At 66.8% G+C, this 22,353-nt stretch carries 18 protein-coding genes and 2 tRNA genes; 12 read left to right on the top strand and 8 right to left on the bottom strand.

Annotation, left to right across the window (positions count from 1 at the left end):
* Positions 1–109: 109 nt before the first annotated feature.
* The 5 genes from AC0IX4_RS20265 to AC0IX4_RS20245 form a co-directional block, all read right to left on the bottom strand.
* A complete protein-coding gene (locus AC0IX4_RS20265) occupies positions 110–637 on the bottom strand; it encodes a hypothetical protein (RefSeq protein ID WP_082518516.1) in 528 nt (175 codons plus the stop codon).
* Positions 638–820: 183 nt separating this feature from the next.
* Complete coding sequence (locus AC0IX4_RS20260; protein WP_442971173.1) at positions 821–1,117, bottom strand: DUF1272 domain-containing protein; 297 nt, start codon at positions 1,115–1,117, stop codon at positions 821–823.
* A 10-nt stretch (positions 1,118–1,127) separates the two neighbouring features.
* A tRNA-Val gene (locus tag AC0IX4_RS20255) sits at positions 1,128–1,199 on the bottom strand.
* A gap of 31 nt (positions 1,200–1,230) precedes the next feature.
* Positions 1,231–1,695 (bottom strand): peroxiredoxin, encoded by a 465-nt coding sequence (locus AC0IX4_RS20250; RefSeq protein ID WP_056075678.1) that lies wholly within the window; start codon positions 1,693–1,695, stop codon positions 1,231–1,233.
* Entirely contained in the window at positions 1,695–2,117 is a 423-nt protein-coding gene (locus AC0IX4_RS20245; RefSeq protein ID WP_042572906.1) for a DUF3052 domain-containing protein, read from the bottom strand. Before AC0IX4_RS20245 ends, AC0IX4_RS20250 begins: the two co-directional genes overlap by 1 nt.
* Before the next feature lie 292 nt (positions 2,118–2,409).
* Between AC0IX4_RS20245 and aceE the strand changes: the two genes are divergently transcribed.
* The 6 genes from aceE (at position 2,410) to AC0IX4_RS20215 (ending at position 11,031) form a co-directional block, all read left to right on the top strand.
* Positions 2,410–5,274, top strand: a complete 2,865-nt coding sequence (gene aceE, locus AC0IX4_RS20240; protein WP_471830720.1) for a pyruvate dehydrogenase (acetyl-transferring), homodimeric type — start codon at positions 2,410–2,412, stop codon at positions 5,272–5,274.
* 35 nt (positions 5,275–5,309) lie between these two features.
* Positions 5,310–6,674 carry a PucR family transcriptional regulator gene (locus AC0IX4_RS20235; RefSeq protein ID WP_082042821.1) on the top strand — a complete coding sequence of 455 codons (1,365 nt, stop codon included), beginning with the start codon at positions 5,310–5,312 and terminating at the stop codon, positions 6,672–6,674.
* A gap of 128 nt (positions 6,675–6,802) precedes the next feature.
* Positions 6,803–7,720: an ACP S-malonyltransferase gene (locus AC0IX4_RS20230; RefSeq protein ID WP_042572856.1), complete on the top strand. Its 918-nt coding sequence runs from the start codon at positions 6,803–6,805 to the stop codon at positions 7,718–7,720.
* A 201-nt stretch (positions 7,721–7,921) separates the two neighbouring features.
* Complete coding sequence (acpM, locus tag AC0IX4_RS20225) at positions 7,922–8,233, top strand: meromycolate extension acyl carrier protein AcpM (RefSeq protein WP_042572855.1); 312 nt, start codon at positions 7,922–7,924, stop codon at positions 8,231–8,233.
* An 8-nt stretch (positions 8,234–8,241) separates the two neighbouring features.
* Complete coding sequence (locus AC0IX4_RS20220) at positions 8,242–9,492, top strand: KasA/KasB family beta-ketoacyl-ACP synthase (RefSeq protein ID WP_042572903.1); 1,251 nt, start codon at positions 8,242–8,244, stop codon at positions 9,490–9,492.
* A gap of 105 nt (positions 9,493–9,597) precedes the next feature.
* The gene (locus AC0IX4_RS20215) at positions 9,598–11,031 is read left to right on the top strand and encodes an acyl-CoA carboxylase subunit beta (protein WP_471830719.1); all 1,434 of its coding nucleotides are present in this window, start codon (positions 9,598–9,600) and stop codon (positions 11,029–11,031) included.
* 16 nt (positions 11,032–11,047) lie between these two features.
* Here the strand turns inward: AC0IX4_RS20215 and AC0IX4_RS20210 are convergent, their stop codons facing one another.
* Entirely contained in the window at positions 11,048–11,551 is a 504-nt protein-coding gene (locus AC0IX4_RS20210) for a DUF3145 domain-containing protein (RefSeq protein WP_471830717.1), read from the bottom strand.
* Between the two features lie 175 nt (positions 11,552–11,726).
* Positions 11,727–12,488, bottom strand: coding sequence for a serine hydrolase domain-containing protein (locus tag AC0IX4_RS20205; RefSeq protein ID WP_471830742.1), 762 nt, complete (start codon positions 12,486–12,488; stop codon positions 11,727–11,729).
* A gap of 146 nt (positions 12,489–12,634) precedes the next feature.
* On the opposite strand from AC0IX4_RS20205, the gene AC0IX4_RS20200 reads away from it, so the two are divergent.
* The gene (locus AC0IX4_RS20200; RefSeq protein WP_471830715.1) at positions 12,635–14,896 is read left to right on the top strand and encodes a molybdopterin-dependent oxidoreductase; all 2,262 of its coding nucleotides are present in this window, start codon (positions 12,635–12,637) and stop codon (positions 14,894–14,896) included.
* Here AC0IX4_RS20200 and AC0IX4_RS20195 read toward each other — a convergent pair.
* Entirely contained in the window at positions 14,809–16,659 is a 1,851-nt protein-coding gene (locus tag AC0IX4_RS20195) for a putative bifunctional diguanylate cyclase/phosphodiesterase (protein ID WP_471830713.1), read from the bottom strand. The two genes, AC0IX4_RS20200 and AC0IX4_RS20195, sit on opposite strands and share 88 nt — an antisense overlap.
* Before the next feature lie 243 nt (positions 16,660–16,902).
* Here AC0IX4_RS20195 and AC0IX4_RS20190 point away from each other — a divergent pair, with 243 nt between their 5' ends.
* The 5 genes from AC0IX4_RS20190 to AC0IX4_RS20170 all read left to right on the top strand — a co-directional run bounded on the left by AC0IX4_RS20190 (position 16,903) and on the right by AC0IX4_RS20170 (position 22,302).
* Positions 16,903–17,334 (top strand): PAS domain S-box protein, encoded by a 432-nt coding sequence (locus AC0IX4_RS20190; protein WP_471830712.1) that lies wholly within the window; start codon positions 16,903–16,905, stop codon positions 17,332–17,334.
* Between the two features lie 32 nt (positions 17,335–17,366).
* Positions 17,367–18,119, top strand: coding sequence for a hypothetical protein (locus tag AC0IX4_RS20185; RefSeq protein ID WP_042572850.1), 753 nt, complete (start codon positions 17,367–17,369; stop codon positions 18,117–18,119).
* Positions 18,116–20,248 carry an Rv1355c family protein gene (locus AC0IX4_RS20180; protein WP_471830710.1) on the top strand — a complete coding sequence of 711 codons (2,133 nt, stop codon included), beginning with the start codon at positions 18,116–18,118 and terminating at the stop codon, positions 20,246–20,248. The genes AC0IX4_RS20185 and AC0IX4_RS20180 overlap by 4 nt, the downstream gene beginning before the upstream one ends.
* Before the next feature lie 73 nt (positions 20,249–20,321).
* Positions 20,322–22,154, top strand: coding sequence for a putative bifunctional diguanylate cyclase/phosphodiesterase (locus AC0IX4_RS20175; protein WP_471830709.1), 1,833 nt, complete (start codon positions 20,322–20,324; stop codon positions 22,152–22,154).
* 71 nt (positions 22,155–22,225) lie between these two features.
* A tRNA-Ile gene (locus tag AC0IX4_RS20170) sits at positions 22,226–22,302 on the top strand.
* Positions 22,303–22,353 lie beyond the last annotated feature (51 nt).

The following is a 22,353-nucleotide window of genomic DNA, read 5'->3' as shown; positions in this document are numbered from 1 at the left end:
CCGAGCACCGGAACTACCAGGACCCACCGGTATCAACCACCACAAACTGTCTCAGACAGGTTGACAACTACCGTGCACGGTGCGCAGACCGCCGCGCGCTGCGCCGCGATCAGCAGCGGACGGTGTACGCCCAGGAGGTACCGCTCGGCCCGGTGACCCGCACCAACACCGTCGTGGCGCCACCCGGCGGAAGCGAGACGACTGCGGACCCGGTTCCCTCATTCAGGTCGTCGCCGATGTACCCCGATTCGTAGACCTTCCCGCCCTGGTAGAACACTTCGATGTTGTCCGGAACGCTCTCCGTCTCGTAGTCGAGCACGAAGGACGTCGGACCCGTTCGGCCGAGCTGGTGATTGGTATCGGTCACGCCCTCGCCGCCCGACACTGTCTGCTCGTTGCAGTTCTGCGTCGGTGTGCCGGGGCCGCTACTACCGAGGTCGCTTCCACCGAATCCGCCGATGGCCTCGCCGAGGATGCGTGCCCCCTCGCTCAGGGTTCCGATCGGATCGTCGATCAGGCTGCTGCCCGTGCTGCTACCGAATGTGGACGGTTGCGCACTGGCGACTGCCGGTGCGACGAAGGCCAACCCGGCCGCCACCACAGCAACGGTCGCTATCTGTCGGCGTCGAAAGTTCATGCTGCTCACTATGTTTCCTCCACGCGATGGAGCGGTACCTCCGCCTGCAGCCCATCGTGGCAGCGATGACCCGTGCCGCATATCGGTCGTTCGCACTACCTCACCGCGCAGCGCCCGGCCGAGCGCGCACTCTGCAACCTGCGCAGACCACCGCGCGCAGCGCCCGGCGCGGAGCCGGCCCGCTCACCGCTCAGCCGGCGGCACATCCTGAACTCGCGACACGAACTCGTCCAACTCGGCCTCGCTGTACGGGGTGTGCACTCGCACCGTCGAACCGGGACGCAGAGCCACCGACAAGCCGGGCCGCCATTCGCGGGCAGGGCGTACGGGGCGAGGGGTAAAGCCGCCACCGCAGTTGGGGCAGACGTTCGACAGTCGGTCGACGCAGGCGGTGCAGAAAGTGCAGTCGTAGGTGCAGACCCACGCATCGACGGACGACGGTGGCAGATCCACGTCGCACCGTTCGCAGTTGGGCCGCATGTCCATGGTGTGGGCGCAGAGGGGTTCGAACCCCCGACCGCTGGTGTGTAAAACCAGAGCTCTACCGCTGAGCTATACGCCCCTGTGCTCCCCGGCAGGACCGGGGAACGCGCTCAAGAATCTAGCGCGGCCAGCGCGTTCTCCCAAGCGCCCTGGTCACGGGCCTCCCCGGGCCCCATCATCTCGGCGAACCGGACGATGCCGTCGGTGTCGACGAGGAAGGTTCCGCGGTTGGCAAAGCCCAGGTCCTCGTTGAACACGCCGTATTGCCGGGCCACTTCCCCGTGCGGCCAGAAGTCGGACAGCAGCGGGAAGGTGTACCCCTGTTCGGCGGACCAGATCTTGTGTGTGGGCGGCGGACCGACCGACACCGCGATGACCGCGGTGTCGTCGTTCTCGAACTTGGGCAGTTCGTCGCGCACACGGCACAACTCGCCCTGGCACGTGCCGGTGAACGCGAGCGGGAAGAAGATCACGAGGACGTTCTTCGAGCCGCGGTAGTCCGACAACGAGACGGGCTGGTTGTTCTGATCCTTCAGTGTGAAGTCGGGGGCCGGCGCCCCCACCTCGACAGCCATCAGCGCTTCGTCGGCTGTGCCTTGGGCTGCACCAGCCGGCTGCCGATCCATGCACCGAGGTTCGTCGTCGATGTCTGGGTAAGGCCTGCGGTGGGTGCGGATTCGGCGATCTCGCTGGGTTCGACGTGGCCTGACTGGCCTGTCTTGGGAGTGAGGACCCACACGAATCCGTCGTCGGAGAGCGGGGTGATGGCATCCATCAGCGCATCCACGAGGTCTCCGTCCCCGTCGCGCCACCACAGCAGCACGACATCGACGACCTCGTCGGAATCCTCGTCGACGGTTTCCCCGCCGATCATCTCCTCGACGTCGGCCCGCAAGTCGTCGTCGGTGTCTTCGTCCCAACCCAACTCTTGCACGACCATGTCGTGGGTGACTCCGAGCTTCTGGGCGTAGTTCTGGGCGTCCGCCGCGGCGACCACGGTCGTGTCCTCCTTCAAGTAGAAAACCCGGTCGAGACCGATCGGGCGGTAGTGCCAAGTGTGCAGTAGACAAAGCGAACATGGTCGGGCGCCCCGGCGCAAGCCGACGCGGCGATCTGCTCGATTTTCTGTTGCATTGATTTCACGTGTACCCAATCGGGAACCACCTGCACCAAGCGGGGTCCGATGGGGCAGGATTGACAGCGATCACCCGAGATTGACCCAGATCACCGTGAAGCACCACAGCGGGTCGGCGTCACAGGACCGACTCGCACTGGCCCGGGGGCACACCATGCCCTCGCCACATCGAGGAGAACACACGTTGTCGGAATCGACGAAGGAAGAGCGCACCGACGCGGCAGATGCCGCGGCAGGCGCTGTCGCACGGAAGGCGAGCACGGACGGCCGCGTTCGCGTCATCCGAGAGGGGGTGGCGTCCTACCTCCCGGATATCGACAGTGACGAGACCGACGAGTGGCTGGAATCGTTCGACCAGCTCCTCGAGCGATCCGGGCCGCAGCGCGCGCGCTATCTGATGCTGCGCATGCTCGAGCGTGCCGGCGAGAAGCGCGTGTCCATCCCGGCGCTCACCTCAACCGATTACGTCAACACCATCCCCACCGAGAACGAGCCCTGGTTCCCCGGCGACGAGTCCATGGAGCGTCGGTACCGCGCATGGATCCGCTGGAACGCCGCGATCATGGTCCACCGTGCGCAGCGCCCCGGCGTCGGCGTCGGCGGCCACATCTCGACGTACGCCTCGTCCGCCGCGCTGTACGAGGTGGGCTTCAACCACTTCTTCCGCGGCAAGGACCACCCCGGCGGCGGCGACCACATCTTCATCCAGGGCCACGCCTCCCCCGGCATCTACGCCCGCGCCTTCCTCGAGGGCCGCATCCCGGCCGAGCGGATGGACGGGTTCCGCCAGGAGTACAGCCACGCGGATCAGGGTGGCGGCCTCCCGTCGTACCCGCACCCGCGTCTGATGCAGGACTTCTGGGAGTTCCCGACGGTGTCGATGGGCCTCGGCCCGATGAACGCCATCTACCAGGCACGCTTCAACCACTACCTCGACGATCGCGGCATCAAGGACACCTCCGACCAGCACGTGTGGGCGTTCCTCGGCGACGGTGAGATGGACGAGCCGGAGTCGCGCGGTCTCGCGCACGTGGCCGCGACCGAAGGCCTCGACAACCTGACGTTCGTCGTCAACTGCAACCTCCAGCGGCTCGACGGCCCGGTTCGCGGCAACGGCAAGATCATCCAGGAACTGGAGTCGTTCTTCCGCGGTGCCGGCTGGAACGTCATCAAGGTCGTCTGGGGCCGCGAGTGGGACACGCTCCTGCACAAGGACCGAGACGGCGCCCTGGTGAACCTCATGAACACGACGCCCGACGGCGACTTCCAGACCTACAAGGCCAACGACGGCAGCTACGTCCGCGACAACTTCTTCGGTCGCGACCCCCGCACCAAGGAGTTGGTGAAGGACCTCAGCGACAGCGAGATCTGGAACCTCAAGCGCGGTGGCCACGACTACCGCAAGGTCCATGCCGCCTACGCCGCGGCGATGGAGCACAAGGGTCAGCCGACGGTGATCCTGGCGCACACCATCAAGGGCTACACGCTGGGCAAGCACTTCGAGGGCCGCAATGCGACCCACCAGATGAAGAAGCTGACCCTCGACGACCTCAAGGCGTTCCGCGACATCCAGCACATCCCGATCTCCGACGAGGAGCTCGAGAAGGATCCGTACCTGCCCCCGTACTACCACCCGGGCGAGGACTCCCCCGAGATCCAGTACATGCTCGATCGTCGTAAAGCGCTGGGCGGCTTCGTCCCCGAGCGCCGGACCGCGGCCAAGCCGCTTCCCATGCCGCCCGACTCGACCTACAAGTCGATCATGAAGGGTTCCGGCAAGCAGGAAGTCGCCACGACGATGGCGCTCGTCCGTGTCATGAAGGAACTGCTCCGCGACAAGGAGATCGGGCACCGCGTCGTGCCGATCATTCCCGACGAGGCACGCACGTTCGGTATGGACTCGTGGTTCCCGTCGCTGAAGATCTACAACCGCAACGGCCAGCTCTACACGTCGGTCGACTCGGAGTTGATGCTCGCCTACAAGGAGAACGTCACCGGTCAGATCCTGCACGAGGGCATCAACGAGGCCGGCTCCACATCGTCCTTCACCGCGGTCGGTACGTCGTACGCGACGCACGGTGAGCCGATGATCCCGCTGTACATCTTCTACTCGATGTTCGGCTTCCAGCGGACCGGTGACGGTCTGTGGGCCGCTGCCGACCAGATGGCCCGCGGCTTCGTGCTCGGCGCCACCGCCGGCCGCACCACCCTCACCGGCGAGGGCCTGCAGCACGCCGACGGACACTCGTTGCTGCTCGCCGCCACCAACCCGGCTGCCGTCGCCTACGACCCGGCGTTCTCCTTCGAGATCGCCCACATCATCAAGGACGGACTCCGCCGCATGTACGGCGGAACCGAGGGTGTCGACGGGTTCGGTGGAGAGAACATCTTCTACTACATCACCCTCTACAACGAGCCCTACCGTCAGCCGGCCGAGCCGGAGAACCTCGATGTCGAAGGTTTGCTGAAGGGCATCTACCTGTTCCAGGAGGGCACGGCCGACGGCCCCAAGGCGCAGATCCTGGTCTCCGGCGTCGGCATGCCGTCCGGACTTCGCGCTCAGGAGCTCCTCGCGAAGGACTACGGCGTGTCCGCCGACGTCTGGTCGGTAACCAGCTGGGGCGAACTGCGCCGTGACGGTGTCGCCGCCGAGACGGAGGCACTGCGCAACCCGGGCGACGAGCCGCGCGTTCCGTACGTGACCACCAAGCTCCAGGACGCCGAGGGCCCGTTCGTGGCTGCGTCCGACTGGATGCGGGCCGTGCCGGATCAGATCCGCCAGTGGGTCCCCGGCAGCTACACCACGCTGGGCACCGACGGGTTCGGCTTCTCCGACACCCGCACGGCCGCCCGTCGCCACTTCAACGTCGACGCCGAGTCCATCGTCGTCGCCGTGCTGTCCGCGCTCGGCCGGTCCGGCGAGTTCGACAAGGACAAGGCGGTCGAGGCAGCCGAGCGCTACCAGATCGACGATGTCCTCGCGGCGCCGATCTCGACGGCCGACCCGGGCGTTGCCTGACGGTTCCACCAGCGGCGGCGCGTAGGTTCTTGTCCATGAACGACATCGCTCCCGATTCCCCCGACGGTTCTCCGGAGGGGGAATCGGAGCGGGTTCGGGAGCGGCGCGAGCTCCGACGTGCCGCTGCTGAGGCGCACCGCCCCGGAAGCGCGATCCGGGCGCGCCAACAACGAGTCCCGCTTCCCGACGCGTTGCTGCGTCGGGTCAAGCAGTTCTCGAGCAGGCTCTCCACCGAGGCACTCACGCAGATGCAGGATCAACTGCCGTTCGTGAGCGACCTCGATGCGTCGCAACGCGCGAGCGTGCAGATGCTGGTGCAGACCGCGGTGGTCAACTTCCTCGAGTGGTTGCAGAACCCCGACAGCGACATCCGTTTCAGTCTCGACGCGTTCCAGGTGATCCCGCAGGATCTGGCTCGCCGGCTCACGTTGCGTCAGACCGTCGACATGGTCCGCGTGGCCATGGAGTTCTTCGAGCAGTGGCTCCCGGCCCTCGCTCGCAACGACCAGCAGCTCGTCGCGTTGACGGAGGCCGTGCTGCGCTACGGCCGAGAGTTGGGATTCGCCGCGGCATCCGTCTACGCCAGTGCTGCCGAATCGCGCGGCGCCTGGGACACCCGGCTCGAGGCATTGGTCGTCGACGCCGTGGTGCGCGGCGACACCGGCTCGGACATGTTGTCGCGGGCCGCCACCCTGAACTGGGACGCGACAGCTCCCGCGACGGTCCTGGTCGGCTCACCACCTCCCGACCAGGGTGTCTCGGTGGTCGGCACCGTCCACACCGTGGCGCAGCGACACAATCGGGCAGCGTTGGCGGTCGTCCAGGGAACCCGGTTGGTCATGGTCGTCAGCGGCCACCTGTCCGGCGATCTGTCGAGTACGGCGTTCCTCGACGACCTGATGCGCAACTTCTCCGATGCCCCGGTGGTGATCGGACCGACGACCCGCACGCTCGGCGCGGCGCACACCAGTGCCCTCGAAGCGTTCGCCGGGATGCACGCGGTCGTCGGGTGGCGCGGAGCGCCGCGGCCGGTGCACGCGGGCGAACTGTTGCCCGAACGAGCGCTGCTCGGGGATTCTGCCGCGGTGACATCGCTCAACGACCACATCGTGCAGCCGCTGTCGGCAGCAGGTTCGGCACTGTCGGACACTCTCGATGCCTATCTGGACTGCGGCGGCGCCGTCGAGACGTGTGCTAGGTCACTGTTTGTTCATCCAAATACTGTGCGATATCGGCTCAAGAGGATTGCCGAGGTGACCGGTCGGGACCCCACCAATGCGCGTGATGCGTACGTCCTGCGTATCGCGGCAACAGTGGGTCGCCTGTCGCAATCCCATAACGAAAGTCCATCACCGATAACAACAGTCACAGCCGGAACATTTGGGAACCTCATACAGTAACGGTTCTTGCGCCCGGAGCGATCAGAGGCATCCTGCAGGGCGTTTGTAGGGTTCTGACAAATTCGGTGCCGAAGGTTCATCGCGTAGGACATCTACTCAGGACGCCTTCACAGTGTTTTCTTAGTTCCGTGATCGCAGTACTTTCGCCCGGACAGGGCTCTCAGACACCCGGCATGCTCGTACCGTGGCTCGCCCTTCCCGGCGCCGCGGATCGTCTCGCCCTCTGGTCCCAGGCGTCGGGCCTGGACCTGACGCGGCTCGGAACCACCGCCACGGCGGAGGAGATCACCGACACCGCTGTGACCCAGCCCCTCGTCGTGGCTGCCGCTCTCCTCGCCTTCGAGGAGATCGAGCGCACGCACGGTCTCCCCGAGAACCTCGTCGTCGCGGGTCACTCCGTGGGCGAGCTCGCGGCCGCCGCGGTGGCAGGAGTCATCACGGCCGACCAGGCGGTCGCGCTCGCCGCGATCCGCGGCGCCGCGATGGCCAAGGCCTGCGCACTGGCTCCGACCGGTATGTCCGCCGTCCTCGGTGGCGACGAGGATGCCGTCCTCGAGCGTCTCACCGAACTCGGCCTCGAAGCGGCCAACCGCAATGCGGCGGGCCAGATCGTCGCCGCCGGACTGCTGACCGACCTCGCCGAGCTCGCAGCGAACCCGCCCGAGAAGGCACGGGTTCGCGCGCTGCCCGTCGCCGGCGCGTTCCACACGCGCTTCATGGCGTCGGCACAGGACGCCGTCGTCGAGGCCGCTGCGTCGATCACCCCGAAGGATCCGAAGCGGCGCCTGCTGTCCAACTCGGACGGCCGGGAAGTCACGTCGGGAGCCGACGCACTCGAGAAGATGGTCGCTCAGGTCACCCGCCCCGTGCGGTGGGATCTGTGCACCGCCACGATGCGTACGTCCGAGGTGACCTCGATCGTCGAGCTGCCGCCTGCCGGCACGTTGGTCGGGATTGCCAAGCGCGAGATGCGCGGCACACCGACCACGGCCCTCAAGACTCCGGAGGACGTCTCCGGCCTCACCGCCCCGGTATCGGTCGGTTAGGTTACTGCGCGCAACCTCGGGCCCCACTACGGCGGGGCTCGCGGCTGCGCACTGTCCACCGCCTCACGGGCGGTGGACTGGGCCGGTTCGTAACCGGCCCGAGCTCGCCGGACATGCGTTCGTCGAGTCAGCACTCGAATACGACACCGGCGCCCCCATCGGCGCCGGGTGCACCGTTTCTTACACGAAGGGAGCCACTCCGTGGCCACGCAGGAAGAACTCATCGCCGGACTCGCCGAGATCATCGAAGAGGTCACCGGCATCGAGCCGTCCGAGGTGACCCTCGAGAAGTCGTTCGTCGACGACCTGGACATCGACTCCCTCTCCATGGTCGAGATCGCCGTTCAGACCGAGGACAAGTACGGCGTCAAGATCCCCGACGAGGATCTCGCCAGCCTCCGCACCGTCGGTGACGCAGTGAACTACATCCAGAAGCTCGAGTCGGAGAACCCTGAAGCCGCCGAGGCCATCAAGGCGAAGCTCGACAACCAGAGCGACTCCGCAGGCGAGTGAGCACGACCGTGACCACGCCCAGCACAGCCAATGGGGGCTTCCGCAACGTCGTCGTGACCAGCATGGCGGTCACGACCTCCATCGCCGGTGACGTCGATGCAACGTGGAAGGGACTGCTGAACGGAGAGAGCGGTATCGACGTACTCGAGGATGACTTCATCACCGAGTTCGATCTTCCGGTTCGTATCGGCGGCCATCTGGCCGTCAACCCGTCGACTCTTCTGTCGCGAGTCGAGCAGCGTCGTATGAGTTACGTCGAGCAGATGGCGTACGTCCTGGGCAAGGAGGTGTGGAAGAACGCCGGTAGCCCCGAGGTCGACTCGGAGCGTCTCGGCGTGTCCATCGGCACCGGCCTGGGCGGCGGAGATGCACTGCTCGAAGCCGACAAGAAGATGCGTGAAGGCGGATACCGCAAGGTTTCTCCCCTCTCCGTACAGATGATCATGCCGAACGGACCGTCGGCTGTGGTCGGGCTCGACCTGGGTGCTCGCGCCGGTGTCATCACACCGGTGTCGGCATGCTCGTCGGGATCGGAAGCGATCGCTCACGCATGGCGGATGATCGTCATGGGCGACGCGGACATCATGGTCACGGGTGGAGTCGAGGGACATATCGACGCGGTTCCGATCGCGGCGTTCTCGATGATGCGCGCCATGAGCACACGCAACGACGATCCGACGGCGGCCTCGCGGCCGTTCGACAAGGACCGCGACGGCTTCGTCTTCGGCGAGTCGGGTGCACTCATGGTCATCGAGTCGGAAGAACATGCACTGGCACGCGGAGCGACGATCCACGCTCGTCTCCTCGGCGCCGGAATCACCTCGGACGGGTACCACCTCGTGGCTCCCGACCCGTCGGGCTCCGGTGCAGCTCGCGCGATGCGTCGCGCGATCGAGACGGCCGGACTGACCGCTCAGGACATCACTCACGTGAATGCCCACGCGACCGCGACGCCGATCGGGGACACGGCCGAGGCCACCGCGATCAACGCTGCGGTGGGCAACCATGCCTCGGTGTACGCACCGAAGTCGGCCCTCGGGCACTCGATCGGCGCTGTCGGCGCCCTCGAGTCGATCCTGACAGTGCTCAGCATCCGGGACGGGATCGTTCCGCCCACGCTGAACCTGGACAACCAGGATCCGGAGATCGACCTCGATGTCGTCAAGGGCGAAGCCCGTCGCGGCGAGATCGAGTACGCACTGAACAACTCGTTCGGTTTCGGTGGGCACAACGTTGCGCTCGCCTTCGGTCGTCACTGACCGGGCACCACACCGCGTCACAGCGGAGATCCGGCGGCCTCGCCGCCGGATCTCCGTTCGCACCACCACTCCCCTGCCGGGAGCGGCAGCAGAAGGGGAAATTCGATGACCGTCCTCGCTCCGAACACCCGCTCCACGTCCTCGCGCGATCCGCGCGACCCACTCGGCAGGCTCGAGAAACTTTTCGACTCCGGTACCACCACCCCGCTGCACGACCGTGACAAGTCCGGTGTGCTGGCCGCGTCCGGTGAGATCGACGGAGTCCGCACCATCGCCTACTGCTCCGATGCCACCGTCATGGGCGGCGCCATGGGAGTCGACGGTTGCAAGCACATCGTCTCGGCGATCGACGCAGCACTCGAGATCGAGGCGCCCATCGTGGGCATCTGGCACTCGGGCGGCGCGCGTCTCGCAGAGGGTGTGGAGGCACTGCACGCCGTGGGTCTCGTCTTCGAAGCGATGGTCCGCGCGTCAGGCACCGTTCCGCAGATCTCCGTGGTCCTCGGTTTCGCTGCCGGCGGCGCCGCCTACGGCCCCGCACTGACCGACGTCGTCATCATGGCGCCGGAGGGCCGCGTGTTCGTCACGGGTCCCGACGTGGTGCGCAGTGTCACCGGCGAACAGGTCGACATGGAGTCGCTCGGCGGCCCGGCCACGCACTACCGCAAGTCCGGTGTCTGCCACATCGTCGCCGACGACGAGCTGGACGCACTGGCCCGCGGACGTCGGCTGGTGTCGATGTTCAGCGAGCAGGGAGAGTTCGACCTCGCCGCCGCGCAGCACGGCGACACCGACCTGAAGGCGCTGCTTCCTGCCTCGAACCGTCGGGCCTACGACGTCCACCCCGTCATCCACGAACTGCTGGACAACGTCGAGGGCGAATCGTCGTTCGAGGAGTTCCAGGGAGGGTGGGCTCGCAGCATCGTCACCGGCATGGGCCGGCTCGGTGGCCGCACCGTCGGCATGATCGCCAACAACCCGATCCGCCTCGGTGGCTGCCTCAACTCGGAGTCCGCGGAGAAAGCGGCTCGGTTCGTCCGGCTCTGCGACGCGTTCGGCATTCCGCTCGTCGTCGTCGTCGACGTGCCCGGCTACCTCCCGGGCGTCAGCATGGAGTGGGAGGGCGTCGTCCGACGCGGCGCGAAGTTGCTGCACGCGTTCGCCGAGGCCACCGTGCCCCGCGTGACCCTGGTGACGCGGAAGATCTACGGCGGCGCCTACATCGCGATGAATTCACGGGCGCTCGGCGCCACCGCGGTGTTCGCCTGGCCCGAGTCGGAGGTCGCCGTCATGGGCGCCAAGGCGGCCGTGGGCATCCTGCACAAGAAGGCTCTCGCCGCCGCGCCGGATCACGAGCGTGAGGCGCTGCACGACCGCTTGACTGCCGAGCACGAGGCCATTGCCGGTGGTGTCGAACGCGCAGTCGGCATCGGTGTCGTCGACGCGATCATCGACCCGTCCGCCACGCGCAGCACTCTGACCCGCGCGCTGGCAGACGCTCCCGCGCGTCGTGGACGCCACAAGAACATCCCGCTCTGAGTGGCGGAGGGTCCATCTAGCTCGCGAGCCAGGTGACCTCTCCGCCGACTCCACCGAGTCGGAACTGTTCGAGTTCGTCGTCCCAGGCGGTCCCGAGTACGTGATCGAGCTGCGCGTACACGTCGCCGCGGCTCTGCTCCAGTATCGACTTCAGGCGCTGCTCGCCCACCATCACGTCACCGTTGGCGCTGGTCGCGCCGTGCCACAGTCCGAGACCGGGGACGTGCGCGAAGCGCTCGCCGTCGACCCCTTCACTGGGGTCCTCGGTCACCTCGAAGCGCAGCATCTGCCACGAGCGCAGCACGCTGGCCAACCGGGAACCGGTGCCCACGGGACCGGTCCAGTTGGTGGTTGCCCGCAGTTGACCGTCGAATGCGGGCTGCGCGGTCCACTTCAGATTCGCTCGGCAGTCGAGCGCATCGGACAGCGCCCATTCGACATGCGGGCACAGCGCGGCCGGCGACGAGTGAATGTAGACGACACCCGTTGTCGCGTCCGCGAATTGATTCAGTGCGTTCACCGTTGCCTCCAGCTTCGACGAGGGACGTCTTCCCCAACGGCCTGACGAATCGACTGGTGTACGGCTGCCTACCAGTGTGCCTCGAGTTACCCCTGTTACACCAGTCGATCGGTGTGTCGAATGTGCTTCGGCGGCGTGTCGTGCGACATTTCCGGCACGACCGGGGCCGCGGAGGTCACAGGGAGTCGACCACCACGTCCCCCAGCGCTGTCCACACCGGCTTCGCCCACGCTCCGAACGGTTTGTCGGCCAGCACGATGCACGACGCCCGCACCTTTGGATCGACCCACAGGAACGTCCCCGCCTGACCGAAATGGCCGAACGTACGCGCCGAGTTGCGGTTGCCCGTCCAGTGCGGCGATTTGTGATCGCGGATCTCGAAGCCCAGACCCCAGTCGTTCGGCCGCTGCGGTCCGTAGCCCGGCAGGATTCCAGCGAGACCGTCGAAGTGGACGGCCGTCGCGTCGGCGAGCGTCTCGGGTGCGATCAGTGTGGGGGACAGCAGTTCGGCCGCGAACGCCTCGAGGTCGCGCAGACTCGACCGCGCGCCGTGGCCCGCGGATCCGTGCAACTCGGTCGAGGACATGCCGAGAGGTTCCAGCACCGCTGCCTCCAGGTAGTCCGGGAACTCGATGCCGGTGCGCTCCCCCACGTACTCGGCGAGGATCTCGAAGCCCGCGCTGGAGTAGATGCGCTTGGTTCCGGGCGCCGTCGACGGTGTGCGGTCGTCGAAACCCACCCCGGATGCGTGAGCGAGAAGGTGTTCGACGGTCGCTCCGTCCGGGCCGGCAGGATCGGTCAGCTCGATCGCACCCTCCTCCACCGCCACCAGAGCCGCGACAGCGACGAGCAATTTGGTCACCGACGCCAGTTCCTGCACGCGGTCGCGATCTCCGTGCCGTGCGACGACGCGTCGTTCGGTGCCCGTATCCACCATCACGGCCGCCGACACCACCGCCACCGGCCACTCGTCGAGCGCGGACAGAGACTCGGAGACGTTCTCGGTAACCACGTGTCCGACTGTAATTCACACTCGTCACAGATTCGGTTCGGTTCCGGCCGTGCGCGACTAGCGTGGGGAGAATGACCAGCGCGAGCGATACGGACACTGCAGGAACCACGCGCGTCACCCACGGCACCTGCACTCTGTGCGAAGCCATGTGCGGCCTCGAATTCACCGTGACCGACGAGGGTGTCCAGTCCATCCGCGGTGACAAGAAGGACCCGTTGTCGCGCGGCCACATCTGCCCGAAGGCGACGGCACTGGTGGACATCCACCAGGATCCCGACCGGGTTCGACGGCCGCTGCAGCGCACCGAGTCGGGATGGCGGGAGTTGGAGTGGAAGGAGGCGATCGACATCGTGGCGCGTCGACTCGCCTCCATCCGCGAGGAACACGGCGCCGACGCCGTCGGGGTCTACGCCGGTAATCCGAACGTGCACAGTCTCGGTGCGATGACACACGGCATCCCGTTCCTGTCGATGCTGCGTACTCGCAACCGGTACTCCGCGACGTCGCTCGACCAACTCCCCCACCAGCTGACCAACATGCTGTTCTACGGTCACCAGCTGCGGCAGCCGATCGCCGACATCGACAACACGCAGTTCTTCCTCGTCCTGGGCGCCAATCCGATGGCGTCCAACGGGTCGATGATGACGGTGCCCGACTTCGGCAAACGGGTGAAGGAGCTGCGCGCCCGCGGGGGCCGGATGGTCGTAATCGATCCTCGTCGCACCGAGACCGCGGACGTGGCGGACACGCATCTGTTCATTCGGCCGGGCACCGACGCCTATCTGTTGCTCGCTCTGATCAACGTCATCGTCACCGACGGGTCCGCGACGCCTGCCGCGTATGTCGACGGACTGGACGCCGTGACGGAGGCGGTGGCGGCGTTCACGCCCGAGGCGGTAGCGCCCCGCACCGGCATCGACGCCGATGTCATCCGCTCTCTTGCACGGGATCTGGCGTCCGCCGACTCGGCAGCGGTGTACGGACGCATGGGAGTGTCCACGCAGCAGCACGGCACCGTGTGTCAGTGGGCGGTGCACGTCCTGAACATCGTCACGGGCAACCTCGATCGTGTCGGCGGCGTTCTGTTCACCGATCCCGCGGTCGACCTCATCGCGAACAAGATCACCGGCCGCGGACACTTCGACAAGTGGCGCAGTCGGGTCCGCGACCTTCCCGAGTTCAGCGGCGAACTACCGGCTTCGACGTTGGTGGACGAGATGACGGTCGACGGTCCCGGCCGGGTGCGCGCGATGGTGGTCGCCTCGGGTAACCCGGTGCTGTCCATGCCCGGTGGCCCCCGACTCGACGCCGCGTTCCGTGAACTGGATTTCATGGTGTCGTTCGACATCTACATCAACGAGACCTCGCGCCACGCGAACATCATCCTGCCGTCCACCACAGCCCTCGAACGCGACCACTACGACCTGATCTTCTCGTCGTTCGCGGTGCGGAACATCGCGAAGTTCAATCCTGCTGTGCTGCCGAAACCTGCCGGGGCGATGCATGACTGGGAGATCTTCCGGGACCTGACACTGCGGTACTCGGCGGTGCGCCGTCGCAGTCTGCGCGACCGTACGGCGGGTCGCCTCGGTCGAGCGTCCGTCGTCCGCGAGGTCCGGACGCGGTTGTCCCCCGGGCGCACCATCGAACTGCTTCTCCTGGCGGCGCGTGGTCGCGTCACCATGCGCTCCCTCCGGAAGCACCCGCACGGTCAGGATCTGGGGCCGTTGCGTCCCGGACTGCCCGGCAAACTCCTCACGCGTACCAAGCGGATCTCGCTGATGCACGACGTGGTCACCACGGACATCGACCGTCTCCGTGCGACGGTGACCGCAGCACCGCGGGCAGACGGTGACCTGGTGATGATCGGGCGTCGTCACGTCCGCAGCAACAACTCGTGGATGCACAATTCGCCGAGATTGGTGAAGGGTCGCCCGCGCCACGGACTGCTCGCTCATCCCGACGACTTAGCGCGACTCGGAATCGCCGACGGCGACACTGTCGACGTCTCCTCGGCCGCCGGTACCGTGCGCATCGACGTGACGGCCAGCGACTCGATGATGGTGGGCGTGGTCAGCATCCCGCACGGATTCGGCCACGACCGCGACGGTGTGCGACTCGACGTCGCCCGAACGGTCCTCGGGCCGAGTGTCAACGACATCACCGACCCCGCACGCGTCGAGAACGTCGCCGGCAACGCAATTCTCAACGGAGTGCCCGTCACACTGCGGCCGGCGGGGTCCGCTCAGTGCGCCGACAAGTCGATCAGCGGTGACCCGTCGACGAGCAGCGCCGTGAACGCGGCGTCGTCGACAGGTGGACAGATGGCGTGACCCTGGGCGCGGTGACATCCCGACGCGACCAGCATCCTGGCCGCGCGGGTGGTCTCGACGCCGTTGGCGACGACGTCGAGGCGTAGCGAGGTGGCGAGGCCGATCATGGCCGAGACGAGTGCGCGGTCGTCGCCCTCGATGCCCAGGCCGTCCGTGAAGTGTCGGTCGATCTTCAGAACGTCCAACGGCAGTCGCTTGAGGTGCAGGAGCGAGGAGTACCCGACGCCGAAATGGTCGATAGCGGTGAGAACGCCGATCTCGCGCAACGCCATCAGCGCCGCTCCCGAACCGGCGACGGAGTCGACGACGGCTACTTCCGACAGTTCCAGGCAGACCAACCTCGCCGGAATGCCGTAGTGGTCGAGCACTCGCTGGACTCCCCGCGCGAATCCGGTGACAGCCAGATGCACCGGTGAGATGTTGATGCGCAGAACGAGATCGGTGCGGCCGGTCTTCTCGCGCCATCCGACGTAGGCCCGGCACGCCGCGTCGATCACCCAGCGTCCGAGGTCTGCGGCAAGGTTCGACGCGTCGGCAATGGGGACGAAGACGTCGGGGCCCAACAGCCCGCGGGTGGGGTGCGGCCACCGCACCAGCGCCTCGACGGCGACGACCGTGCCCGTGCGCAGATCGACTTCGGGTTGGAAGTGCAGGATCAGCTTGTCGTGAGCGATGGCCCATCCCAGAGTCAGCTCGATGTCGTTGCGCAGATCGTTGCTCGCCGCGATCGCGTCCGAGTAGAGAACCACCGCGTTTCCACCGGCCGACTTGACCTGCAGCGCTGCCTGATCCGCCTGGCGGAGCAGTTCGGCGGGATCTCCCGTTCCGACGGATACCCCGATGCTGGCCGTCCGGGTGACCCTGTCGTCGCCGATCACCATCGGCTCCGCGACCAGCGCCCGGACCGCCTCCGCGCGTGCCGCGACGACGTCGGCGGACGGAGTCCCGCCGAGGACGACGACGAACTCGTCCCCACCGAGCCTGGCGACGACGTCGTTGTCGGGCAGGCGCGCGCGGAGCCGCTGTGCCACGGTGCGCAGGAACTGATCACCCATCCTGTGCCCGAGGAAGTCGTTCAGGGCGGCCAGTCGGTCGATGTCGACGAACAGGAGCCCGACCGTGGAACCGGCATCGACGAGTTCGGCGAGATGCTCACCGAGGCCGTGCCGGTTCAAAAGTCCCGTCAACTCGTCGTACATGGCGGTGTTGCGCAGCTCGTTCTCGGCCGCGACCCGACGTTGCACTTGCGCGAGCATCGCTCCCACGGCCGTCACGGCCGCGAGCTCGTCGGGAGTCCACTCCCTGTCCTCGAAGCAGACGAAGCCGAGGACACCGAGGGTTTTCCCGGCGCCGAGGAGAGGAACGGTGACGACGGTGGTGGCCGGGACGCCGGATCCTTCCTCGATCCGTTCGCGGTAGTCCTCGGGCTGGTCGCTCGGCCGGTAGATCTGCACCTGCGTCTGCGTCCGGGTCACGGCGAAGACCGGGTCCGCGTCGGCGAACCTCACGACGCCCAGCGGGTCGGGATCCGGCACGAACGAGCGCGGGGGCCATTCGGCGACCATGACCGTCGCATCCGCCGCGGCGTCGTTGTGTCGCAGGAAGCACGTGTCCATGTCGAAGACGTTCACCAGGTCGCGCAGCAGCAGCCGGTACGCGTCTGCGACGGTCGCCGCATCGGCACCGAGAAGGCGCGTCGCCAGATCGGACACAAGTGTGTTCAACGGCCGTCGCACGCCTGCGGAGCCGTGATGTGCCTCCATGACATCTCCTGAAATTCTTCGGACCCCGACGTGCCCCCGCACAACCCTTGTCACCCCACACACCGTCTCCGCCCCCGCGGACACCGCAGTTCGAGCACTGCCGGTGCATCACATGCATACCATCTGACTCGCAAACACTATGACCTGCAACTCATGAGATACCACAGGAAAACCGGCTCCGGCCCTGTTTCACCGCAACACGAGTCTGGCAGGATCGTAAGTTGTTGTGCCAGAATGCATGCCATGCGGGACCCAGTTGCCGGCCAGTCATCCGAACCAGCTCGACGCGCGCACAGCACTGCTCCCGTTCCCGACCTGTCCACGTTGTACTACCGCGTGGTCCGGTCGTCTCTCGCCACGACCATTCACGACGAGACAGGCGCTCTCGCGCTGTTCAACGCCGCGTGCAGCGGGCTCCTCGGTTACGACGCCGCCGAGCTGGCCTCCCTGCCGTCGGCAGGCATCCTCCACCCCCACGATGCGCCCGAGTTGGCCGCGGCCACCGGCCGGGCGACGCATTCGCCGGACGGCACGTCGCGAGCGCGAGTGCGACTGATGCGCAAGGACCAGTCGGCCGTCGAGGTCGATCTTCTGCTGACGCGCGTGCTCGTCGGGCAGCGCCGGTATCTGATGGTCGAGTCCACTCCGGTCGTCCCCGTCGCGTCGGTCGCCTGAGTTTCATTCACACCGCACGGAACGGAGGCGACATGTCGGCGATGCCGACCGTGTCGACGGTCGGAACCAGGCCGTCCGATCGGGGTTACTACACAGACTCGGCGTTCGGGTGCACGATCGTCGCCACCGACCCGTCGGACCGGCCCGATCTGTGGGAGCGATTCCTCGACGGCGCCCACCGCAGCTACGTCCACCACGACGTGTTCTCCGCGTTGGACTACGACGTCATCCGTGACGGGTCGACCACCAGCTTGTTCTTCTGCGCCATCGATCCGGCGGGACGCATGTTGGCCGGCGCCAGGTTGCAGGGTCCCTACAGCGATGCGCGTCAGACTCATGCGGACAGCGAGTGGCGCTCCCATCCCGACGGCCGAACACGTCTGCGGCGCATGGTGAACGACCGCCTGAGCGAGGGAGTCGTCGAACTCAAGACCGGGTGGGTCGACGGAGCCGCCCCTCGGACCAGCAAGCTCGCCGACATGATCGGGTACGCAGGACCGCTGGGCTGTCTGCTCCTCGACGCCCGGTACGCCCTGGTGACCGCGGCCGACCATGTCCTCTCGATGTGGCAGGACGCCGGTGCCGTCGTTGCCCTCGATGTCGAGCCCGCGTCGTACCCGGACGACAGATATCGGACGCGGGCGCTCTGGTGGGACACCCGGTCCTTCCGAGATGTCGCTGCGCCCGACCATGTTCGGCGCATGGACAATGCCTCGCGACAACTCGTCCGCACCAGAGCCGTGTCCGAGCGGCCACACCTCGCCCCATCAGGAGCAATCTCATGACCGGATCACTGCTCGGGCACCACGGCGCCGTCGTCCTCGACCCGACAGACGACGACGACCGCCGGCGCATCGACTCGCTGCGGACGGACGGCGACACGGTGGTTCTCGATACCGTGGAGGCGCAGCGGCGCGGGCTGGCGGAGCTGGTCCCCCTGCCCGACAGCGACATCACGGACGAAACCGCGCGGTGGATCCACTATCCCTGGCGGCGGACCCTCGTCCACGTCGTCGGGCCGAAGGGGTTCCGGCGGCTGCGACTCGACCGCAACCGCAACAAGATCACCGCAGCCGAGCAGGATCGACTCGGCGACATCCGAATCGGAGTCGTCGGACTCAGCGTCGGCCACGCTGTCGCCCACACGTTGGCACTGGAAGGTCTCTGCGGCGAGCTCCGCATCGCGGACTTCGACGACCTCGAGCTGTCCAACCTGAACCGGATCCCCTCCTCGATCCTCGAACTCGGCGAGAGCAAGACACATGTCGTCGCGCGGCGTATCGCCGAACTCGACCCGTATCTGGCCGTCCGCGTGTACGACGACGGCATCACACCCGACACCGTCGACGACTTCCTCGACGGACTCGACATCGTCGTCGAGGAATGCGACTCGCTGGACATCAAAGTCCTTCTGCGCGAGGCGGCTCGACGACACCGGATACCCGTCATCATGGAGACCAGCGATCGCGGCCTGCTCGACGTCGAACGGTTCGACCTCGAGCCGGATCGTCCGCTGTTCCACGGCGCACTGGGCACGCTCGAGTCGACGGACCTGGCCGGCCTGAGTACCCGCGACAAGGTCCCGCACGTCATGTCGATTCTCGGTGCGTCGGACGTGTCGGCACGCTTCGCCGCGTCGATGGTGGAAGTGGAGAGAACCATCTCGACGTGGCCGCAACTCGGGAGCGACGTGGCTCTCGGCGGCGCGACGGTCGCGTCGGTGGTACGTCGCATCGCCCTCGATCGCCCTGTGGCGTCGGGGCGCACGCGTATCGACGTCGATGCGTTTCTCGACGACCTGACGTCACCGCCCCTCGTCGCGGATCCGATCGTCGATCCGGCCGACGTGCCACCGTCGCATCGCCCCGTCGATACGGTCGAGGTGATCGCGGAAGCAGCTCGGCGCGCACCGTCGGGTGGCAACGTCCAGCCGTGGACGATGTCGACGACAACCGATCGGCTGACCGTCGCTCTCGACCCGGGCCGCACCACTGGGCTCGACGTCTCCTGGCGCGGCAGCCAGGTCGCCCTGGGTGCAGCGCTGTTCAATGCCCGAGTCGCCGCCGCGCACCTCGGGAGAACAGCTGCGGTCGACCTCCGAGCTCAGGACGATGCGACGATCTCTGCCGATGTCGAGGTGGGTCCGGCCCTCACGGACACGTCGGGATCACCCGCCGACGTCGAACTCGCCGGACTGTACGAGGCGATGATGGCGCGGTCGACCAACCGGCACGCGGGACGCCCGTCCCCCGTGCCGCAAAGCTCGATCGACACGCTCACCGCGGCGGCCCGGCAGGAAGGCGCGCGCGCGATCGTCGTCACCGACCGCCGAGCGCTGGCCGGTCTGGGAGCCGTGCTGGCCGAGTCCGACAGACTGCGCTATCTCACCGACGCCCTGCACACCGAGATGATGTCCGAGCTGAGATGGCCCGGTGACGACGATCCAGACACCGGTATCGACGTCGGAACACTCGCGCTGGACGCCACCGACCTCGTGAAACTCGACGTCGCTCGCCGCTCCGACGTGATGGGCCTGCTGGCCGACTGGGACGGCGGCACCGCGTTGGGAGACGACACCCGTGACCGTATGGCCACGACGTCGGCAGTCGCCGTCGTGATGGCGTCCGGGCCGAGCGCACAGGAGCACGTCACCGCCGGCAGCGCTGTCGAACGCGTATGGATCGAGGCCGAGATGCTCGGCTTCGCAGTACATCCGGTCTCGCCGGTCTTCCTCTTCGCGCGTTCCACCGAGGACTTCACGGGCTTGTCGGAAAGATACGCGAAAGACCTTGCAGCGCTTCGATCGCAATTCGTCGACATCATCGGAGCCGAGGTGAACGAACCGATCGCCCTCGTATTGCGCCTGTCGCACTGCACAACTCCAGCGATTCGAAGTCGACGTCGAGCCCGATGACCGCTGTCCCCCAGGTACAGTCGGCAACACGAGCGCACCTCCGCGCTCGACACTCTCGCGAGGAGAATCGACGTTGGAGCGCCGCTCGAGCCTCGACGTACTCGTGACTCAGGTCGCGACGCATCTGATCGGCGTCGATTCGATGACCGTGGGCGGCGGCTACCGGGACGTCCTGGAGGACCTGGTCGGCTACTTCGACGCCGATGCCGCGTATCTCCGTCATCACGACCCGGATATTCGCGCCACCGTCATGGTCGCCGAATGGCCGGAGCGCCTCGACGTTCCCCAGCCCGATCCTCTGGGCACCGTCTTCTTCGCGGACGCCGATCCGGTCTTCGCGGCGGCGGAGACCCTGGTCGAGCCGTTGTTGTTCCGTCCGGACCCGGCCATGGAGGAGTACCGCCGGCTGGTCGAGAGCGCATCCGGCTACCAGACCATCTCGATGGCGACGGTTCCGCTGTTGTCGCGGGACCAGACGACCGGCGTCCTCGGCCTCGTGGCGTCGGGCGACCGCGAATGGTCGGACGACGAGGTCGACACTCTCAAATCGGTCGCCACGCTGTTCGCCCAGGTGCAGGCCCGCATCCATGCCGAAGAACATCTTCGATGGGCGGCCACGCACGACGCGCTCACCGGATTGTTGAACCGGCGGGGCGTCTCCGATCACCTCGGCTCCCGCCTGGATGCGGGCGGTGAACCGTTCGCGGTCCTCTATTTCGACCTGGACCGGCTCAAGGCACTCAACGACTTCCTCGGCCACTCGGCGGGCGACTCGTTCCTGCGCACCATCGGGTCACGGCTGCAGGACAATTCGGACTCCGAGACGTTGCTGGCCAGATGGGGTGGCGACGAATTCGTGGTCGTACTCCCCGCGCCGATCACCGAGGACGACGCCTACGCCGAGGCGTGCCGCATCCTCACGGTCGTCACGGCGCGCGTCGACATGGCCGGCGAGTACATCTCGCGCACAGCGAGTATCGGCGTCGCACTGGCCGTTCCGGGCACCAGCACAGTCGACTCGGTCATCGCCGACGCCGATCAGGCAGCGTTGGCCGCGAAGACGGCCGGCGGTAACACGGTGTCGCTCTTCACCGACGAGATCCGTGCCCGCAACGAACTGCAGAACGACATCGAACTCCACTTGCGCGCAGCCATCGAGGGCGAGTCGTTGCTCCTGCACTTCCAGCCCGAGATCGACCTGACGACCGACCGGATCACCGCCGTCGAAGCTTTGGTGCGCTGGCAGCATCCGACCAGGGGCATGTTGCCGCCGGTGGAATTCGTCGCCATCGCCGAGGCGGTCAACCTCGCGACCGATCTGGGTCGGTGGGTACTGAACGAGGCATGCCGGACGTACGCCTCCTGGCACCGCACGCTCGGCTCGCTGGACATCACCCTCCGCGTCAACGTGTCGCCGGCGCAGTTGGTGTCGATCGACTTCGTCCGAACCGTGCAGGACGTGCTCGCGGCCCACTCGATCGACCCTCACCGCCTGTGCATCGAGATCACCGAGGTCGCCGTGGTGCACGATGTCCTGTTGGCGGCCCGTGCGTTGAAAGATGTCCGCGCACTGGGTGTCCGCGTCGCGATCGACGACTTCGGGACGGGATACAGCTCCCTGTCCCACCTGAAGACACTCCCGGTGGACGCGGTGAAGATCGACCGCGAGTTCGTGACCCACCTCGCCACCAGCCAGGACGATCGAGCCATCGTCGAGGCCGTCACGACGCTGGCCCGTGCCTACGATCTCGATCTCATCGCAGAAGGTCTGGAAGACATCGATGCCCGTGCCGTGCTGGTCGAGCTCGGGTGCACCAGAGCCCAGGGCTACCTGTACGCGCGACCGCAGCCGTCCGACGTCGTCCTGGGAATGCTGCGCGCCGGGACTCTCTCACCCTCGTCGTGACGGCTCTCGGGCCACCCGCCGGGACAGCTGAGCGGCCCAGGTAACGTGTGCCGCGCGCAACAGCGCTGCCGGGGGCGGTAGCTCAGTCGGTTAGAGCCGTGGACTCATAATCCATTGGTCGTGGGTTCGAGCCCCACCCGCCCCACCACGTATCGCCGCAGTTCAGCGGCAACTATTCGGGAATTCCGAAGGGTTGCCG

The organism is Rhodococcus sp. AC861, from assembly GCF_979256035.1.
The sequence above is the reverse complement of the archived record's forward strand: the minus strand, read 5'-3'. Positions and strand labels throughout refer to the sequence as shown.

Coding starts and splice junctions, on each gene's coding strand:
- AC0IX4_RS20265 (WP_082518516.1), bottom strand. CDS start 637: ATGAACTTTCGACGCCGACAGATAGCGACCGTTGCTGTGGTGGCGGCC.
- AC0IX4_RS20205 (WP_471830742.1), bottom strand. CDS start 12,488: ATGGTGGATACGGGCACCGAACGACGCGTCGTCGCACGGCACGGAGAT.
- AC0IX4_RS20250 (WP_056075678.1), bottom strand. CDS start 1,695: ATGGCTGTCGAGGTGGGGGCGCCGGCCCCCGACTTCACACTGAAGGAT.
- AC0IX4_RS20215 (WP_471830719.1), top strand. CDS start 9,598: ATGACCGTCCTCGCTCCGAACACCCGCTCCACGTCCTCGCGCGATCCG.
- AC0IX4_RS20190 (WP_471830712.1), top strand. CDS start 16,903: ATGCGGGACCCAGTTGCCGGCCAGTCATCCGAACCAGCTCGACGCGCG.
- aceE (WP_471830720.1), top strand. CDS start 2,410: ATGCCCTCGCCACATCGAGGAGAACACACGTTGTCGGAATCGACGAAG.
- AC0IX4_RS20185 (WP_042572850.1), top strand. CDS start 17,367: ATGTCGGCGATGCCGACCGTGTCGACGGTCGGAACCAGGCCGTCCGAT.
- AC0IX4_RS20195 (WP_471830713.1), bottom strand. CDS start 16,659: ATGGAGGCACATCACGGCTCCGCAGGCGTGCGACGGCCGTTGAACACA.
- AC0IX4_RS20235 (WP_082042821.1), top strand. CDS start 5,310: ATGAACGACATCGCTCCCGATTCCCCCGACGGTTCTCCGGAGGGGGAA.
- AC0IX4_RS20200 (WP_471830715.1), top strand. CDS start 12,635: ATGACCAGCGCGAGCGATACGGACACTGCAGGAACCACGCGCGTCACC.
- AC0IX4_RS20260 (WP_442971173.1), bottom strand. CDS start 1,117: ATGCGGCCCAACTGCGAACGGTGCGACGTGGATCTGCCACCGTCGTCC.
- AC0IX4_RS20180 (WP_471830710.1), top strand. CDS start 18,116: ATGACCGGATCACTGCTCGGGCACCACGGCGCCGTCGTCCTCGACCCG.